The sequence below is a fragment of the Psychrobacter sp. LFX-11D genome, from assembly GCF_904846475.1.
GTDB classification, from domain to species: Bacteria; Pseudomonadota; Gammaproteobacteria; order Pseudomonadales; family Moraxellaceae; genus Psychrobacter; species Psychrobacter cryohalolentis.
On sequence record NZ_CAJHAV010000003.1, the window covers coordinates 53,637 to 71,454 of the forward strand.

The window sequence follows — 17,818 nt, forward strand, 5'->3', positions numbered from 1 at the left end:
ATGATCAGTATAAATTTAGAACTGATAGGTTAAAGATGCTTTGATATTGCGACCGGGTTCAAAGTCGGTACGCAAACCATCTGCTTGTTCTGCAAGCGAACGTGACGCATGGCTGGCATAGGTTTCATCAAAGATATTATAAACCCCAACAGTCGCTTTTAAACCCTCGACTTGTTTTGGCATATAGCTCATAAAAATATCATGCACATCATAGTTAGACTTTTCAGGCTGGGCAGATTCAGTTTTGGGCGTGATGGCAGCCACATAGGTACTGCGCCAGCCAAGCTCAGTAGTGTCTGTTGGTACGTAGGCCAAGTTCACCATATATTTATCGCCTGAGTCGGCGCTGCCACCAGTCACTGATGGGATGCTATAGCCCGTTTTATCACCTTTACTACGTGCATGGGCATAGCTTAGACCCATGCTAAAATTATCCATTTTATAGTCAGCAGCGAGCTCAACACCCTTAATTTTATAATCTTCATCTTTATTGACCGCGCCTTGGCAAGCGCCACCAAGTTGTCCAGTGGTACAGTCTAAGCCAACGCGAGTACCACCAGAACGGACAAATTCAATAAAGTTTTCGATATCAGTTTCAAAATATTTTCCGCTAAGTTGTAACGCATCACCCGCTACCGTTAGGTCACGCAATGTTTTTAAGATACCAATCTCAGCATTTGATCCTTCTTCTGCTTTTAAGTCGTTATTTACGTAGGTTTTGTCGCCATCTGAGTTAAAGATCGCTTGGCTCAAATCAGGGCCATTGAATAACTGCGTATAACTGGCAAATACTTGCGTTAACGGTGCAATCTCATAGCTTGCTGCAAGCGCACCAACAACATTGTCATAAGTTTTGCCACCAGCAACAAATTCAGGCGATTCATAACGGTCGTAGCGTACGCCCGGCGTTAAGGTTAATTTGCCATTTTTCCACTGATCTTCTAGATAAATAGAGGTATTTTTGGCTTCATCGGTGCCCTTTTTAACGAAGTCGCGCTCTAGCTCAGATTCTTTTTTGTAGTGTTCAACACCGGCGATTAGTTTATGGCTGCCGACATTGGTATCAATGATGCTGGTATTTTGAATTTTTGCGCCAGTGGTTTTTACGCCCGCTTCCCAGTTATAACCTGGCTTTGTCGTATAGTCGGTATCTCGTGAAATCTGCGTTTCGGTTTGATAAACGTTGGTATCGACATTAACTAAGTTACTGGCAGGATTGTAGCTATAGTCCAGACCATAAGTATCACGCTTAACCTTTTGCGGCAGAATTTCATTCCAGCTGCCAACGCCTGGGCTTGCTGGGAAATCTGGGCGTAATGGGAACATGCCTTCGTTTTCGGTACGGCTAAAGCTAGCCCCTACGTGATGGTCATTGGCAATATACGCGCCCGCCTTTAATAAAATATTCTCGCCTTTGCTATCTTCCGTTTGGATCTTACGACCTTCGCCATCTTCACCCGCATTGGCATTACGCTGACCATAATAAGCCAGTAAGTCTATATTATCCGTTGGCGCAGCAAACACAGTCGCTGAGGTGAGCAGTTCATCATTATTACTAGCATAACCTGCGTGCAATTTGGCACCGATTTTTTGCCCCGGTTTTAGCAAATCAGCGGCATCAACGGTTTTAAAAGCAACTGCGCCACCTAGCGCATCGTTACCTAGTGTCACTGAGTTATTACCGACCGATACTTCCGCTTGTTTTAGCAAATCAGGGTCAATGGTCACATCGCCCATATGATAAAACAGCGTGCCTTCTTGGCGAGCGCCATCAATGGTCACTTTCAAATTGGTATCATCGAGTCCACGTACGCGTATACGCTGATTGACCGCTGACGTACCGCCTACCGTAACACCGGGTACGACATTTAAAAAATCACTTAAGTGGCTTGCCTGCGCAGCTGGGGTATAGCCTTCAACATCAACACCGCCCTCTTGCACGCTTTCACGTACTGAACTGTTTGCCGTCACTGTGATGGTCTGTAAGGTAGTGCTCGGCATATCTGCTGAGGTCGTAGCACTCGCCGCTTGTGCCCCTAATACTGCTGCTACGCCCATAGACAATACGGTCAATCGACTAGAAAATCTTGATAATTTTACTTCGCGCATAACATACTCACTTTATCTAGTATAAGAATTTTAAAACTCGTTTAGGAAACCAATAATCAGTAATTTTTGCCCAAAATCACTTTCTAAAAAGCTTGATGCTTTAATAATTATTAAGTTTCATATAAGAATGGCATTATTAATGTTAATGATAATGATTAGCGTTTAAATATTGACAGGCATAATAACGAAGTATTAACAATTTGGCAATATTTAAACTGAAAAATTTTCTTTTAATATTTTTGTACGCTTGTATCAGCACCTGCACATCTGATGAATACCTTTAGTGTATTGCTGTCTAGATAAGTTCCAACTATATGCGGAGGCGATTATCAGCGACAGAGTGATTATTTATAAACGCTGAATATCAAAAAAAAGTATTGCAATATACTGCCAATTACATATACCCTAAGATAGTTGACTATTTAGTCAGGTTTGTACATACGACTATCGGTCACACTGAGAAAGACTGGTTATTTGCTTGCATGTATTTGCATAAGGATCATGCGACTCTGTGTTTGATACTGTGTAAACAGCTAGCTGCGATAAGGGTTTATAGAGACCCTCATATGTCTCCTATTTATCAACGTAACGCTGTCTCTAAATATCTTTACAGAGCTTGGACTAAAAGTCACTTTAGGAGAAAGCCAAAATGAGTGAGCATACTCAAGGAAATCCCGATTTATTGTACGGACTGCACGACCGTCCTGCGCCTGCAAAAGCATTTTTAGGTGCGGTACAGCATGTACTCGCCGCTTTCGTTGGTGTTATTACGCCCTCATTGATTATTGGCGGTGCTTTGGGTCTAGGTGAGCATATTCCCTACCTGATCAGTATGGCGCTAATGGTATCTGGGGTTTCAACCTTTATTCAAACCCGTAAATTTGGTCCTGTCGGTTCAGGGCTGATGGCTCTGCAAGGCACCAGCTTTGGTTTTTTAGCGGCAGTGTTAGCAGCAGGTTTTGTAGTAAAAAACCGAGGTGGTAGTCCTGAGGAGATTCTCTCTGTTATCTTTGGCGTGACATTCTTAGGCGCCTTTGTCGAGATATTCTTGAGTCAGTTTATTACTAAACTTAAATCCTTGATGAGCCCTATCGTCACCGGCTGTGTCATTGTCACTATTGGTTTGTCCCTAACCAAAGTTGGTCTAACCGATCTAGCAGGCGGTGTTGGTGCAGAGAATTTTGGTAGCATGGAGAATTTGCTACTGGGTGGCGGGGTCTTAATCAGTGTCGTGCTTATTAGTATCGTACCTAACAAAGTTATTCGCTCAAGCGCTATTTTTATTGGTCTGATGTTAGGCTTGCTGGTAGCAGCATTTATGGGTCGTATTGACTTCTCATTAGTCTCACAAGCCCCGCTACTGACTGTACCTGTGCCTTTCAAGTTTGGCTTTAGTTTTGATTGGCAAGCGTTTATACCGATTGCCTTTATGTATATCATTACCAGTATCGAGACTGCTGGTGATTTGACCGCAACGTCGATGATCTCAGGTGAGCCTATCAAAGGTCCACTATATGAGAAACGTATCAAAGGTGGGGTACTGGCCGATGGTGTCAACTCTGCCATTGCTGGTATCTTTAACAGCTTCCCAGTCACTACTTTTAGTCAGAATAATGGCGTTATTCAGATGACGGGTATCGCTAGTCGCTATGTGGGCTTCTATGTCGGCGGTATCTTATTTTTTATGGGTTTATTCCCTATCCTAGGTGCTATCTTCACTCAGCTGCCAAAACCAGTAGTTGGTGGTGTGACACTGCTTATGTTTGCAACCGTAGCGACTGCTGGTATTCGCATACTTTCGACCGTAAACTTTACCCATCGTAATATCTTAATCATAGCCACTTCTCTAGGTTTGGCGATGGGTGTTGCCTTTGTGCCTGATGTATTTGCACAAATGCCTCAGATGTTCCGTAATATCTTTGGTTCAGCAGTGACCGTATCGGGTATTATCGCGATTACGCTTGATATGATTTTACCAAAAAGTTTTGGTGCGGAGTTTGATACGGCTGACCAGCATGCTGAGGATGACGTGAAGCCTGCTCGTGAAGCCGCTTAAAAGTGAAGGATTAGATGATTTTTTAAGACAATGTAAAAGACTTTGCTGAGTGACAAAAGAAAAGGATTGCCTTAATGATAAAGCGCTAATTAGCGGCGATATCGTTAAAGCAATCCTTTATGCGTCAAGCCATTCATTAATAGTAGTTGTTCCAATCTACCCCTACTCGAGTCCGCAACCTCGTAGTATAAAAGGTATTAAGAAGTCAGCAGCGCGTGCCTCGTCTGTCTCATCATACGCGCTCTTTTGCATTAAGCCGACGATTTCTGTTTCAAACTCTGCATAGCGCTGCGTGGTTGCCCAAATCAAAATCAATAGCTGTAAAGGGTCAGCAATGGCGATTTTGCCTTGCTCATGCCATATCTTCATGACTTGTGTCTTATCCAGTGCCCAATCTTTCATCGCCGTCGACATAAAATCATGTAAATGCGGGGCACCGCCGATGACCTCTAACGCAAATAGCTTATGGCGATTTGGGTTTGCAAATGCTTGATGCAATTTGGTGCGGACGAACTTTTCGATAACGGTTCTCGGATCGCTGTCTACTGTCATCGTCACCAAGCCATCATTCCACTCTTGAATGATGGCACGCAAAACTACTTTGTACAGATTGGTCTTACTTTTAAAATAGTAATGCACGTTGGCTTTTGGCAGCCCTGCTCGATCGGCGATACCTTGCATGGTGGCACCGCGATAGCTTTTCAGCACAAACTCTTCTTCAGCGGCAGTCAAAATCACCGCTTGGTTTTGGGCACGAATATCATGCTGATTGCGATGAACCACGCTCTCAGAGGCGGATGAAGCTTTTGCTTTAGAAATTTGAGTCATAGGTTGCACCATTAGACATTTATATCAGTAAGTACCATATTCTAGCGTGACTTTAAGATAAACTGTGAATAAACACACCGATTATTAGCATATCTAGTAAAAAATAAAAATATTTTGCATAAAGTAGTTGACCATTTAGTCAGGTTTAAGCAGAATGGATATATATTAACCAATTATGACTCAATCGATACTACTTTCACCTGAGTTTTTCCCTGAGTTCAGTAATCAACAGACTAATATCAGCACACGATACTGTCTGTACCTTATAAATTCATATCACTCAAATGATAAATGTGTATCCGTCAACACTTTGTGTCAACAGATAAGGATATCACTGTGAGCTTATCACTACCGCAACTGAACGCCCTCTCGCAAGCCGATGCGACCTCAGAATTTCTAACTTGCTGTACCAGTAGCCAATGGGCGCAAACCTTGGCAGACGCACGTCCGTTTGCAGATATAAAAGCGCTACTGAGTGCAAGCGATGACGCGTGGCAACAAGCTAAAGCGGATGAAGCTAACTTACTAGAAGCCTTTGATGGTCATCCACAGATTGGCAATGTCGACTCATTAAAAGAGAAGTATCGCAATACGCAAGACAGTGCCGCTCATGAGCAATCAGGCGCCAATGACGCTGAAGATGCGGTACTTGAAGCGTTAGCACAAGGCAATCAAGACTATCTCGATAAATTCGGCTTTATCTTTATTGTCTTTGCAACTGGTAAAAGCGCGCAGCAAATGCTTGATCTATTGCAAGCACGCCTGCCGAATGATCGCGAGACTGAATTGCTCAATGCGGCTACTGAACAAAATAAAATCACGTGTTTACGTTTACAAAAACTGTTAGGCGACGCTTAAATCTTGCTTTGTCTCTCTCATACATAAAAGGAATTATTATGTCAGGTACTCTTTCATCACATATTTTAGACACCCATCTTGGCAAGCCTGCCGCTGACATCGCAGTGACGTTACATCGTATTAGTGCCAGTGGCGAGCCGTCATTATTGGCAAACGGTATCACCAACGCTGATGGTCGCGTGACGCCAGATAGCTGGGCATTTAACCCAGAAATTGATATTGCCGAGTATCATTTAGATATCGGTCGCTATACGCTGACCTTTGATACCCAAGCATATTTTGATACGCAAAACCTCACAGTATTTTATCCGCAAGTGGTCATCGATTTTATGATACAAGATAACGGTCACTACCATGTGCCGCTACTGCTTAGCGCACACGGCTACGGCACTTATCGCGGATCATGATTCTATAGCTTTATGACTCGAAACCTTATAAAAACAAGGCTAAACGAGTGCTGGAAACTTTAAACACCTGACAATGAGGTCAGTGATTTAAGACCAAATGAATAATGCTGGTATCGCTACGTTGTATCACAATCTTTTATAATAACGAAGGTGAGCAAAAGTCGTTACGAGTTACCAAGATATAATAATATAAAAGGACATTGACAACATGGGTGCATATCTTCTCGATTGGCTAAGCTTATTTTTCCGCTGGTTTCATGTTATCGCTGGTGTAGCATGGATTGGCGCATCATTTTATTTCGTATGGCTAGATATGAGTCTTCAGAAGCCACCAGAATGGAAAGCCAAAAAAGGCATTTCAGGCGATCTTTGGGCAGTACATGGTGGTGGTTTCTATGAAATTGCCAAATACAAGCTCGAACCTGAAGAGATGCCAAAAACGCTGCATTGGTTTAAGTGGGAAGCTTACACCACATGGCTGACTGGTATGGCGATGCTCATTATTGTCTACTACATCAATGCCACAGCTTATTTGATTGATCCGAGCAAAGTTGATTTTGGTAGTAGCATTGGTGCTATATCGACCAGTTTACTGTTCTTATTCGGTAGTTACTTTATTTATGAAGTCATTGTACGCAGCAATGTCGGCAAAAATAAACTGGCTTTCAGTATCACTATCTTTGTACTCATGATTATCGCCACTTGGGGCTCATACCAGCTGTTTAGTGATCGTGCATCCTTTATCCATGTCGGTGCCATTTTAGGTACTATCATGGCAGGTAACGTCTTCTTCGGTATTATGCCAGCTCAGCGCGCACTCGTAGATTGTGTACGCCGCGGTGTCAAACCAGGTCCAGAAGTAGCAGATTTGGCATTGATGGCCAGAAACCGCTCATTGATGAATAACTACTTTACCTTGCCGCTCATCTTTATCATGATTAGTAATCACTATCCAATGATGTATTCACATGCGCATGGTTGGTTAATATTGGTATTCATTGGTGTCATCACGGCAACAGCTCGTCATTACTTCAACGAAAAACACTTGGGTCGCCATAGACCAAAATTCTTAGTAATTCCTGCGATAGCAACCGTACTATTGATTATCTGGATGCGTCCAGCACCTATCGAGCCATTACCAGTTTCTCCAATCAAGACGCCTGCTGTCACTGAAGTAGCACCGACAGATACACCGCCTGCTGCTGTCACTCAAGATACAAATACGGTAGCACCTGCTACTGCTACAGAGGCTGATCCCAATGCGGTTGCTGGCGGAACTGCCGCTACCGACGAAGTAATACCTGTTGCTCCTTCAGCTGACGACGCTATCATTAAAGTAGTAGAAGCAAAATGTAGCGTTTGCCATGCGGCACAACCAACACAAGCTGGATTTAATGCGCCGCCAGCGGGTATTATTATCCAAACCCCTGCAGACATAAAAACTCATCAAGCTAAGATTGTGACTGCCGTACAAAGTGGCTATATGCCACTGGGTAATATCACTCAGCTAAGCGATGAAGAGCGCCAACAACTGGTTGCTTATGCTTCAGGGTTATAAATGAGCATTCTAGACAAAGAAGAGTAAACGCTGATCAAACAATTATCTTGACCAATGACCTAGACATCCTTAAAGTGTTAACAATAAACATTAATAAGTGTTAACAATGTTTATTTCGATTGATTCCAATCTAAAGGGAGAAAAGGATGTCCACTGCGAATGAGCAAGGAAGTCAGCTCAGTACTCAATCCAATAGCGCGCTCTATGATTGCAATACCTTTAATCCAGAACGCAAAAACTCAAGATTATATAATGAAGATCTTGCCCCACTACAGCCTGAACAGCGTAATTGGGGTTGGTTTGCGATATTTAATGTTTGGTCCAATGATATTCAGAGCTTATTCGGTTATACCTTAGCGGCCTCCTTATTTTTGAGTTATGGACTGAATGGGTGGTGGGTCATGGCAGCGATTATCTGCTCAGGATTCATCGTCATGCTGATGGTCAACTTAACTGGTAAACCCAGTGTCAAATATGGCATCCCTTTTCCAGTCTTGATACGTGCCAGCATGGGTATCAATGGCGCTAACTTACCTGCCATCTTACGCGCTATTATCGGTATCTTTTGGTACGGGGTGCAGACCTACTTTGCCTCAACTGCAGTTGCCATTTTGTTGACTATTGTCATAGGTAGCCCAGATACGACATTTTTAGGCTTGAATAGTACCGCTTGGATTGCCTTTGTCATCGTTTGGGTATTTCAGATTTTACTGTTTTGGGCAGGCATCGAGCCGATCAAGCACTTTTTGAATTGGGCAGGACCGCTAGTCTATGTCGTTATGGTCATCCTGATGGCCGTCATCTGGTATCAATCAGGCTCTGAGTTGTTACCTGCGATTAACTCTATCTTCGCTAGTGGCAGCGATTATAGTGGAAATTCCATACAGGCATTTACTGCTATCGTCGGTACGATGGTTGCTTATTTCGCAGCAGTCGTCATAAACTTCGGTGATTTCTCACGATTTTTGCGTAGTGAGCGCGATATGCGCTTGGGTAACTTACTCGGTTTGCCGATTAACATGGTATTTTTCTCGTTCATCGCCTTGGTCATTACCGCTGGAACCCTAGTAATATTTGGCGAAGCATTGACCAATCCATCGGATATTGTTGATCGTGTAGATTCTCTACCTTTGACCATTATTGCAGCGCTGACCTTCTTTGCCGCAACCGTCGGTATCAATATGGTTGCAAACTTTATTCCCCCTGCTTACGATTTGGCTAACTTATTTCCTAAGCATATTAACTTTCGCATGGGCGGTTTAATTACTGCTGTTATCGCCTTTTTCGTTGGTGCATTGTGGTTATCATTCATCAGTAAGATCGGTATTGTCGGTTTTGTAAATACTATTGGTGCGGTCATCGCTCCATTCTTTGGTATCTTAGTCATCGATTATTACCTGATTAAACGTCAACATATCGATATGAATGACTTATTTTCCGCTCACCCAACTGGTGCTTATTACTACTACAAAGGCTGGAACATCCGTGCGCTTATCGCCTTTGCAATCGGCGCTTTATTCTCTATCGCCACGGTATTGATACCCGCACTGACTAAGCTTGAAGGTTATGGTTTCTTATTAGGCGCGGCAATAGGTGGCATCGTGTATTGGGTATTGATGCGCCCTTATGCAGTAGATCCTGACACCATAGTAGAATAAGGCGGTGAAGTCAGAAACATGAAGTGCAAGAGTAGAATAAAAAATAGTTATTACATTTCTAATAGACCTATTACTCTGTTTTTATAAAGGATAAAACACCATGAAAAAAAAGATAACCAGCGACTTTGATCAAGCCGCTTATCTACGCGATTTAAAAGGCTATGGCGACCATCCACCCAAAGCCAATTGGCCGGGCGGCGCTAAGATTGCCGTACAGTTTGTGCTAAATATCGAAGAAGGCGCAGAGAACAGTGTCTTGCATGGTGATGGTCAGTCAGAACGTTTTTTATCAGATGTTTTAGGTACGCCAGAATTTAACAACCGCCATCAGTCGATTGAATCCGCCTTTGAATATGGTAGCCGAGTGGGTGTTTGGCGCGTACTAGATACTTTTAAAGAATATGGTTTACCTATTACTACCTTTACTTGTGCAGCCGCTGCCGAAAAAACACCGCATATTGTTGAGCGCATTCTAGAAGATGGTCATGAGATTGCCAGTCACGGACTGCGCTGGATCACCTATCAATATATGTACCGCGAGACCGAGCGTGAACATGTACGCCGCGCCACTGAAATATTTGAGCGTATGGTCGGCAATCAGCCTCTTGGCTGGTATACCGGTCGCGATAGCCCAAATACTCGCGAGCTGGTCGCAGAACAAGGCGGCTACATTTATGACTCTGACTCTTATGCTGATGAGCTGCCGTACTGGCTCAACGTTAAAGTAGAAGAAGGCAACAAAATTGCTCGCAAACCGCATCTGGTCATTCCTTATACGCTTGAGACCAATGACATGCGTTTTTCTTCAAGTCCTGGGTTCACCAATGCTGAACCTTTTTATCAATACTTAAAAGACAGCTTTGACACTCTATATGAAGAAGGTCAAGACACTCCCAAGATGCTAACCATTGGTTTGCATTGCCGCATCATTGGTCGTGCTGGTCGCATTAAAGCGCTTAAACAGTTTTTACAATATATCACCAGTAAACCCGACGTTTGGATCTGCCGCCGCGATGAAATCGCCAAGCACTGGTATGAAAATCATCCAGCCACGGCTGATAACACCGCCAACTGGATGTAGCCGTAACAACAATCATAAGACGTATAATCATATTAATAAGCACGTACGTAGTAGCAACCACGTAAGCTAACGGATGATACGCTCAAGGTAGTTGATACCTGAGTGCTGTAATTGCTTAAAAACGATATCTTATGTCCGGTATTTTCTTATCTCAAATAGATCTATCACTTAATAAGTTGCTAGAACAAATAAATAATATTGCTAATTAATCTAAAGGTGAACTTATGAAAACCACAATCATTGCTAAACCTTTAACTAAAGCTGCTTTTGTGCCTTATGGCTCAGTTATTGAGCCTTATGATGATCAAGAAAAATGTCCTGAAAACAGCTGGGATATCAATCGTGGCTTTGCCTGTCGCCATAATGCCATCTCAAAAGTCACTCATGATGGCGGAGAAGTCGGTTTTAGTATTTTCCGTACCAAAAGACGTGACTGCCCTATTACGTTATCGGTTATGGAATACCATCCATTTGGTACGCAAGCCTTCTTTTCTATGAATGGCACAGACTATATAGTTGTAGTGGCAAAAGCTGGCGAGCCACCAAAATCAGCTGATGATTTAGAGGTGTTTTATGCCCGTTCACATCAAGGTGTACAGTATGACGCCAGTGTTTGGCATCATCCGCTACTGGCACTAAAAGCGGATTGTGACTTTTTAGTTATTGATCGTATTAATGGTGATGGTAACAACTGCCATGAATTCGAGATTGATGATTGGGAAGTTTGCATTGATATCTCTGCTGAGCAAGCTAAAGATCAGGCCTAATGGCTATCGTCAACTGACGAAGAATTGTGCTAATGTCAGAGCATTAATCGCATAAAAAATCAAAGGTTCAGACACAAATTTATCGCGGCACTAAACCCCTAAGGAACACGAACCATGACAACAAAAAGTACTTATTACGCACCAACTGGCGGATTGCCTCCACAAACACAATTACTATCCGATCGCGCTATCTTCACCGAAGCTTATGCGATTATTCCTAAACGTGTACTAACCGACATCGTGATTAGTTATTTACCTTTTTGGACAGGCATGCGGATGTGGGTACTTGCCCGTCCACTGTCAGGTTTCTCTGAAACCTTCTCACAATATATCGTCGAAGTTGCGCCTAATGGCGGCTCAGAAAAGCCTGAGCTAGATGCAAATGCCGAAGGTGTCGTATTCATCGTTGAAGGTGAAATGGATATGACTATTGAAGGCGTGTCGCATCATCTTGAAGCCGGTGGTTATGCATTTTTACCACCTGGCTGCAAATGGACGCTGAAAAACAATAGCGATAAGCACGTTAAATTCCATTGGATACGTAAAGCTTATCAACATTGTGAAGGTATTGATGTGCCTGAAGCGTTTGTAACTAGCGATCACGATGTTGAAGCTATTGAGATGCCGGGTACTGATGGCGTATGGACAACCACTCGATTTACCGAGCAGTCTGATATGCGTCACGACATGCATGTAAATATCGTGACGTTTCAACCAGGTGGCGTGATTCCATTTGATGAAACGCATGTTATGGAACATGGTTTGTATGTATTAGAAGGTAAAGCCGTCTATCACTTAAACGGTGAATGGGTAGAAGTTGAAGCAGGTGACTTTATGTGGTTACGCGCATTCTGCCCACAATCTTGTTACGCTGGCGGACCGGGTCCATTTAGATACTTACTATATAAAGATGTAAATAGACATATGCCGTTTATTCGTCCAGTAAAATAAGCAATATAAAGGCATAGTCGTTCATTCGAATCTATCATTCATTGTTCTTTAGAACACCAGCAAAATTTTTAATAGTAAAGCCAGCTCATTACGATTAGCTGGCTTTTTATTTTTATGCTGAAGTTAATATTTTTAAACAGCGCTTTAATCAAGCAATGCTAAAACATTAATCACTTTACTTGTTTTTTATGTACTACTGTACTAGAATACTGAAACAAGATAGCCACTTACCTCTTTTTTATTAAGATTAAATATTATGAGCACTGACCCTTATCGTAGCTTGTTGACGCATTTAGCCCATTGCAATGACAGTAATGATATCGATGAGCTATTAACAGCGCTACTAACGACTAAAGAGCAACACGAGATTGCCAATCGTATCTGTATTTTTGATTTGCTCGAGCGTGGCATCACCCAGCGTGACATCTCCGAACAGTTGGGCGTTGGCATCGCAACGGTCTCTCGCGGCGCCAAAGCCATGCAAATTCACGATGTAAGCGCACTGCTAGCCACCCACAGACAAGACAATTAACGCCAAGAATGTTAGCTGAATTTATTTTATAAGACCTATTTGAATTACTTTGGACCTCATTATGACCTCTCCTACACTACAATATGACCAGCCTGCTACTATTGATATTCCAAGCAAGCCGCAGCGGATAAAGCTGACGCAAGATATTGATTTTTTCGCGTTATTTAAACGCATTGAACGGGTTTTCGATACTTGTTATTTGCTCGAATCCTTAGGCGAAGACAGCCATATGTCACGTCACCATGCAATTGGTTTTGATCCGGTGATGACCATTGCTGCTATCGACCGCACTACCCTTGCCATTACCGATAATAAAACCGCTGAAACCAAAAATTATCAGACTGACAATCCTTATCAGCTTCTACGTACTATTACTCCGCAGCACGTTATTGCTCGTGAGCAAAGTGGCGGTCTTGTCGGCTATCTAGGCTACGACTGTGTCAATTTCTTTGAGCCAAGTCTCAATGCCAAGCCAAGCGATGATTTTGAACCTTTCAAATTTGGTGTCTATCTAGATGGCTTGACGCTCGATAAAATGACCGGTGAGATATTCTATTTTTACTACCCAACCGCTCAGCAAGACAATCGCATCGAGCAAATCAAAGCCTTAGTTGATGTACCTATCCCAAGCTATAAACCGCCCACCGTAGAGTTCTTAGGTGATGGTATGAGTCAAGAAGAGCACGCTAAAGTCGTCATGCAAGTCAAAGAAGACATCATCTCTGGGCGTATTTTTCAATGTGAAGTCGGCTTTAAATCCAAATATCGTATTGCGGGCGATAAGATGCCAATTTATGAAAAGCTACGGGCAGTCAATCCATCACCCCATATGTATTTTATGAAATTTGCTCAGCAATGCATCATCGGTGCCTCACCTGAATTGCTATTTCGCTTGCGTCAGGGCGAGATGGAGACCTATCCGCTCGCAGGTACAGCCAAGCGCGGTGTTGATGTTGCCGAAGACCGCAAACTTGCGCGTGCCCTACTGAATGATGCCAAAGAGATTGCTGAGCACAATATGCTGGTCGATTTGCATCGCAATGATATCGGACGCGTCGCACAATTTGGTACGGTAAAAGTGCGTAATTTGATGGATATCAAACGCTTCTCACACGTACAGCATATCTCCTCTGAAATCGTCGGTATTCTGCATCCCGATGAGGATATGTTTAGCGCACTTGCCAGCAACTTCCCTGCCGGCACATTGTCAGGCGCACCAAAAGTTGAAGCGATAAAAGTCATCAACGAGCTTGAACCAGATGGTCGTGGTGCTTATGGCGGCGCATTAGGATCCTTTAACTTTAACGGTGATTGTATTTTTGCTATTCCTATTCGCAGCTTATTTATCAATGGTGAATCGGCCTATGCACAGACTTGTGGCGGCAATGTGTACGATTCCAATCCTGCTGATGAATATCTAGAAATCCAGCGTAAGCTTTCTGCTATGAAAGTGGTACTAGACAGCTTTATGAACCCATAACCACATATAATTTATCAAAGAGTTGGCTACCCATGAATGTTTTAATTATCGATAATTACGACTCATTTACTTTTAACCTTTACCAGTATATCGGTGAGATTTTGCAGACGATGGACAGTGATAAACAAGCAAATGTCATCGTCAAGCGTAATAATGAAATCACCTTAGCAGACGTACAAGCGATGAGTCTTGACCGTATTATTATCTCACCCGGTCCTGGGTCACCTGATGATCCTGCCTATTTTGGCATTTGTGCCGAAGTGATTGAAGTGATGGGCAAAACGACGCCACTATTAGGCGTTTGCTTAGGCATGCAGGGCATTGCTCATGTATTTGGCGGTGATGTGATACGCGCCAGTGTACCGATGCATGGCAAGGTTTCAGCCATTCGTCATGATGGTGCGGGCATTTATAATGATTTGCCGCAGGAGTTAGAAATCATGCGCTATCATTCATTGATGGTACAAGCAGACACACTACCGGATTGTTTGACTGTCACCGCAGTCGTCGCCAATGATGAACATAACGATTTAGAGTTGACTGAATCGGCGCTGGCTGGTGATGAGATAATGGGTGTGCAGCACAAAGACTATCCGATTCAAGGCGTGCAGTTTCACCCAGAGTCATTTGCGACCGAAGGTGCCAAGCGTTTATTGACGAATTTTTTACTTCAGGTGTAAATCACGATGCTTAAGCTGGTTTGGAGGATATGACGCTAAAGGGTAATAAGCTGAAGTGAAGCCTGCACCTAACTCAAATAAATTGCATTTTATGTCTAACTGACTTGTGTTAGTACTTAATTAACGCTTTAATGATAGACTGAAAAAACAAACAAAAGGCAGCCTTTAATCAGGTTGTCTTTTGTTATTTCAGCATATTATTAAGTAATCAGCCAGAAGGCTTGGACCGCTTATTCTTTGAACTTGGTAACAAATAAAAATAGAGAGCGATATGGCACATACCGATAGCGCAATGTCAGCACGGCAGTCATGGATAGGCACCATTCAAATCATTACAGCCGCTGTCTGCTGGGGTACTTTAGGGATATTCTCAACCTATCTCAACCAAAATGGCTTTAGTGGCTGGCAAACGACCATTTTACGTATCGTGACCGCCGCTCTTATTATCCTTGTTATGCTACCAAAACTATGGCCACAGCTAATAAAGTTGCGTCCAAAACAGTGGCTCGGACTGGCACTACAGTCGTTGATTGGTGTACTCGGTATGTCGGTTTGCTATTTTTTTGCCGTTATCTATGTCGGTGCTGGCCCTGCAGTCGCCTTGCTATATACTGCGCCCGTTTTTAGCTTATTATTTTCAGCATTCTTGCTTAATGAATCCATTACTCGGCAGTCAGCCCTACTGGCACTCATGGCAGTATTTGGTGTCGGCTTGACGATGTTAGGTGAGCAGGCGCAAGTCAACTGGGGTATAGCATTAGGTTTATTATCAGGCATATGTTATTCCCTATACGGGGTATTGGGTAAGCGCGCTATGCATGACGCGCACCCTGCTCCTTTAGTATTTTTTACCTCTATTATCATCAGTGCTGGCATACTGCTACTACTACCTGAAACCTATAAAACTTATGGACAATTACTAACCTTACCCTTATCTACTTGGGGCTATGCATTAGGATTGTCTTTGATTGGAACCGTCGTACCCTTTGCACTTTATATGAAGGCATTAGAGAAGCTACCTGCCACCCGTGCATCAGTGTTTACTATCTTTGAGCCTCTAACCGCGATTGCTTTGGCAACGCTATTACTGCATCAATCATTATCTTGGATTCAATATGTCGGCGTCATACTCATTCTGCTAGCAGCTTTATTTAACGCTGTGCTAAATGGTACTACTACTCGTGTACCACGTTGGCTAAAAAGACGGCAAAAGATTTATCGATAGCCTTTAATCATTTTAAATAGCTTTACAGCCATTTTTATCAAACAAAAAAAGTCCCAACCATGACATCATAGTTGGGACTTTTATTTAGCATCTTTCAAGCTTATTACTGTTCAATACGCTGTAAAAACGCTTGCGTACGCGGATGCTTGGAGTCCTCGAATAACTGCTTAGCACTGCCCTCTTCGACAATCTTACCATCTTCAATCAAAACCACATGATCAGCGACATCGCGGGCAAAATTTATTTCATGAGTAACAACAACCATCGTCCAACCTTCTGATGCCAGCTGTTTCATGGTTTCAAGCACATCTTGTACTAGCTCAGGATCAAGCGCAGACGTTGGCTCATCGAATAGTAGTAAAGACGGCTCAATTGCCAATGCACGAGCAATACCAATACGCTGCTGCTGACCACCCGATAGCTGAAACGGATAGAGATCTGCCTTATCAGACAAACCCACTTTATCGAGTAATGCTAATGCCTGCTCACGTGCTTGCGCTTTACTTTGCCCTTGTACCACCGTAGGTCCAAGCATTAAGTTTTCGATGGCTGTCTTATGTGGAAACAAGTTATAAGACTGAAACACCATACCTGACTTACGTTGTAGTGCCAGTAAGGTTTTTTTCTTAGGTTTAGTGGCAAAATCAACCGTCAGGCTGCCATCATCAAAAGCGATGATACCTTGATCTGGAATTTCAAGCGCATTCAAACACCGCAAAAACGTCGTCTTACCAGAACCTGATGGTCCTAATATGACCACCACTTTGCCCTTTTCGATGGTCAAGTCGATACCTTTAAGCACTTGATTGCTCCCAAAGGCTTTATGAATATTGGTGACTTGAATCATAAGACGTCCACTTGCAAATTAAAAAACACATGGGTTAAAGGGGCGAGAAATATATCATGGGTTGATAGCGATATTATTTGGCAACATAACGATCAAGACGCGTTTCAAGCCTACCTTGGATAAAGGTCAAAAACAGACAAATACCCCAATAGATAACGGCCGCTTCGATATAGACCAACATAAACTCATAGTTACGCGCGGTGATAATCTGCGCTTGTTTAAACAGCTCAGTCACCAATACGAGCGATGCTAGCGAAGTATCTTTTACCAGACTGATAAAGGTATTAGATAGCGGCGGTACAGATACGCGTAGTGCCTGCGGCAAAATAACATGGCGAAAGGTCTGCAAATACGTCAAGCCGACAGTTGAACCGGCTTCCCACTGTCCCTTTGGAATAGACAAAATGGAAGCGCGCACCGTCTCTGACGCATAAGCACCAATATTTAGCGAAAAAGCGATGATCGCTGACGGAAAAGGATCAAGCTTGACCCCAACACTCGGTAACCCATAAAAGATAATAAATAGCTGTACCAGCATCGGCGTGCCGCGAATGGCAGACACATAGATGCGAGCAAGTCTATAGACAATCTCATGAACCCAACCAGCACGCGGCACGATACGAATCAGTGCCACGGTCAGCGCAATTGCCATACCGATCGCAAACGATATCAATGCCAGCGGTATCGAATAATAGATACCGCCTTTAAGCATCGGCCAAAAAGACGAGATAACAATCTGCGCCCGATCAGGACTCATAAATGGCAATAATGCCAATAAATC

Annotated in this window: 16 protein-coding genes; 12 read left to right on the plus strand and 4 right to left on the minus strand. The window is 43.1% G+C overall.

The features are described 5' to 3' along the window. Positions 1-15: 15 nt before the first annotated feature. Entirely contained in the window at positions 16-2,109 is a 2,094-nt protein-coding gene (locus JMX75_RS03190; protein WP_201530964.1) for a TonB-dependent receptor domain-containing protein, read from the minus strand. A 649-nt stretch (positions 2,110-2,758) separates the two neighbouring features. Here JMX75_RS03190 and JMX75_RS03195 point away from each other — a divergent pair. After that, positions 2,759-4,165: a uracil-xanthine permease family protein gene (locus JMX75_RS03195; protein WP_011514233.1), complete on the plus strand. Its 1,407-nt coding sequence runs from the start codon at positions 2,759-2,761 to the stop codon at positions 4,163-4,165. Between the two features lie 162 nt (positions 4,166-4,327). On the opposite strand, the gene JMX75_RS03200 is transcribed toward JMX75_RS03195, so the two are convergent. Then, the gene (locus JMX75_RS03200) at positions 4,328-4,993 is read right to left on the minus strand and encodes a TetR/AcrR family transcriptional regulator (protein ID WP_011514234.1); all 666 of its coding nucleotides are present in this window, start codon (positions 4,991-4,993) and stop codon (positions 4,328-4,330) included. 336 nt (positions 4,994-5,329) lie between these two features. On the opposite strand from JMX75_RS03200, the gene uraD reads away from it, so the two are divergent. From uraD to JMX75_RS03255, 11 genes are all read left to right on the plus strand, one after another. Then, the gene (gene uraD, locus JMX75_RS03205; RefSeq protein WP_265088672.1) at positions 5,330-5,851 is read left to right on the plus strand and encodes a 2-oxo-4-hydroxy-4-carboxy-5-ureidoimidazoline decarboxylase; all 522 of its coding nucleotides are present in this window, start codon (positions 5,330-5,332) and stop codon (positions 5,849-5,851) included. Positions 5,852-5,889: 38 nt separating this feature from the next. Further along, a complete protein-coding gene (gene uraH, locus JMX75_RS03210) occupies positions 5,890-6,258 on the plus strand; it encodes a hydroxyisourate hydrolase (protein WP_201530968.1) in 369 nt (122 codons plus the stop codon). Between the two features lie 208 nt (positions 6,259-6,466). Next, on the plus strand, positions 6,467-7,816 hold the full coding sequence (locus JMX75_RS03215; protein ID WP_201530970.1) for a urate hydroxylase PuuD: 1,350 nt from the start codon (positions 6,467-6,469) through the stop codon (positions 7,814-7,816). 146 nt (positions 7,817-7,962) lie between these two features. Beyond that, entirely contained in the window at positions 7,963-9,474 is a 1,512-nt protein-coding gene (locus tag JMX75_RS03220; RefSeq protein WP_201530972.1) for an NCS1 family nucleobase:cation symporter-1, read from the plus strand. A 100-nt stretch (positions 9,475-9,574) separates the two neighbouring features. Continuing rightward, positions 9,575-10,555, plus strand: coding sequence for an allantoinase PuuE (gene puuE, locus JMX75_RS03225; protein ID WP_201530974.1), 981 nt, complete (start codon positions 9,575-9,577; stop codon positions 10,553-10,555). 224 nt (positions 10,556-10,779) lie between these two features. Further along, entirely contained in the window at positions 10,780-11,322 is a 543-nt protein-coding gene (locus JMX75_RS03230) for an ureidoglycolate lyase (protein WP_201530976.1), read from the plus strand. A 114-nt stretch (positions 11,323-11,436) separates the two neighbouring features. Then, positions 11,437-12,273, plus strand: coding sequence for a bifunctional allantoicase/(S)-ureidoglycine aminohydrolase (locus JMX75_RS03235; protein WP_149409246.1), 837 nt, complete (start codon positions 11,437-11,439; stop codon positions 12,271-12,273). Between the two features lie 256 nt (positions 12,274-12,529). Beyond that, positions 12,530-12,805 carry a Trp family transcriptional regulator gene (locus JMX75_RS03240; RefSeq protein WP_011514242.1) on the plus strand — a complete coding sequence of 92 codons (276 nt, stop codon included), beginning with the start codon at positions 12,530-12,532 and terminating at the stop codon, positions 12,803-12,805. Between the two features lie 61 nt (positions 12,806-12,866). Next, entirely contained in the window at positions 12,867-14,285 is a 1,419-nt protein-coding gene (locus tag JMX75_RS03245) for an anthranilate synthase component I family protein (protein ID WP_201530978.1), read from the plus strand. 32 nt (positions 14,286-14,317) lie between these two features. Beyond that, positions 14,318-14,965 carry an anthranilate synthase component II gene (locus JMX75_RS03250; protein ID WP_201530980.1) on the plus strand — a complete coding sequence of 216 codons (648 nt, stop codon included), beginning with the start codon at positions 14,318-14,320 and terminating at the stop codon, positions 14,963-14,965. 271 nt (positions 14,966-15,236) lie between these two features. Beyond that, entirely contained in the window at positions 15,237-16,190 is a 954-nt protein-coding gene (locus JMX75_RS03255) for a DMT family transporter (RefSeq protein ID WP_201530981.1), read from the plus strand. Positions 16,191-16,293: 103 nt separating this feature from the next. Here JMX75_RS03255 and JMX75_RS03260 read toward each other — a convergent pair whose 3' ends face one another. Next, positions 16,294-17,037, minus strand: a complete 744-nt coding sequence (locus tag JMX75_RS03260) for an amino acid ABC transporter ATP-binding protein (protein WP_011514246.1) — start codon at positions 17,035-17,037, stop codon at positions 16,294-16,296. 73 nt (positions 17,038-17,110) lie between these two features. After that, on the minus strand, positions 17,111-17,794 hold the full coding sequence (locus JMX75_RS03265) for an amino acid ABC transporter permease (RefSeq protein ID WP_181209871.1): 684 nt from the start codon (positions 17,792-17,794) through the stop codon (positions 17,111-17,113). Positions 17,795-17,818: the final 24 nt, after the last annotated feature.

What these genes read in the sequence shown, in the direction of transcription:
- JMX75_RS03220 (WP_201530972.1), top strand. Translation starts at nt 7,963, where the DNA reads ATGTCCACTGCGAATGAGCAAGGAAGTCAGCTCAGTACTCAATCCAAT.
- puuE (WP_201530974.1), top strand. Translation starts at nt 9,575, where the DNA reads ATGAAAAAAAAGATAACCAGCGACTTTGATCAAGCCGCTTATCTACGC.
- JMX75_RS03245 (WP_201530978.1), top strand. Translation starts at nt 12,867, where the DNA reads ATGACCTCTCCTACACTACAATATGACCAGCCTGCTACTATTGATATT.
- JMX75_RS03190 (WP_201530964.1), bottom strand. Translation starts at nt 2,109, where the DNA reads ATGCGCGAAGTAAAATTATCAAGATTTTCTAGTCGATTGACCGTATTG.
- JMX75_RS03230 (WP_201530976.1), top strand. Translation starts at nt 10,780, where the DNA reads ATGAAAACCACAATCATTGCTAAACCTTTAACTAAAGCTGCTTTTGTG.
- JMX75_RS03195 (WP_011514233.1), top strand. Translation starts at nt 2,759, where the DNA reads ATGAGTGAGCATACTCAAGGAAATCCCGATTTATTGTACGGACTGCAC.
- JMX75_RS03265 (WP_181209871.1), bottom strand. Translation starts at nt 17,794, where the DNA reads ATGAGTCCTGATCGGGCGCAGATTGTTATCTCGTCTTTTTGGCCGATG.
- JMX75_RS03235 (WP_149409246.1), top strand. Translation starts at nt 11,437, where the DNA reads ATGACAACAAAAAGTACTTATTACGCACCAACTGGCGGATTGCCTCCA.
- JMX75_RS03260 (WP_011514246.1), bottom strand. Translation starts at nt 17,037, where the DNA reads ATGATTCAAGTCACCAATATTCATAAAGCCTTTGGGAGCAATCAAGTG.
- JMX75_RS03250 (WP_201530980.1), top strand. Translation starts at nt 14,318, where the DNA reads ATGAATGTTTTAATTATCGATAATTACGACTCATTTACTTTTAACCTT.
- JMX75_RS03240 (WP_011514242.1), top strand. Translation starts at nt 12,530, where the DNA reads ATGAGCACTGACCCTTATCGTAGCTTGTTGACGCATTTAGCCCATTGC.
- JMX75_RS03215 (WP_201530970.1), top strand. Translation starts at nt 6,467, where the DNA reads ATGGGTGCATATCTTCTCGATTGGCTAAGCTTATTTTTCCGCTGGTTT.
- uraH (WP_201530968.1), top strand. Translation starts at nt 5,890, where the DNA reads ATGTCAGGTACTCTTTCATCACATATTTTAGACACCCATCTTGGCAAG.
- JMX75_RS03200 (WP_011514234.1), bottom strand. Translation starts at nt 4,993, where the DNA reads ATGACTCAAATTTCTAAAGCAAAAGCTTCATCCGCCTCTGAGAGCGTG.
- JMX75_RS03255 (WP_201530981.1), top strand. Translation starts at nt 15,237, where the DNA reads ATGGCACATACCGATAGCGCAATGTCAGCACGGCAGTCATGGATAGGC.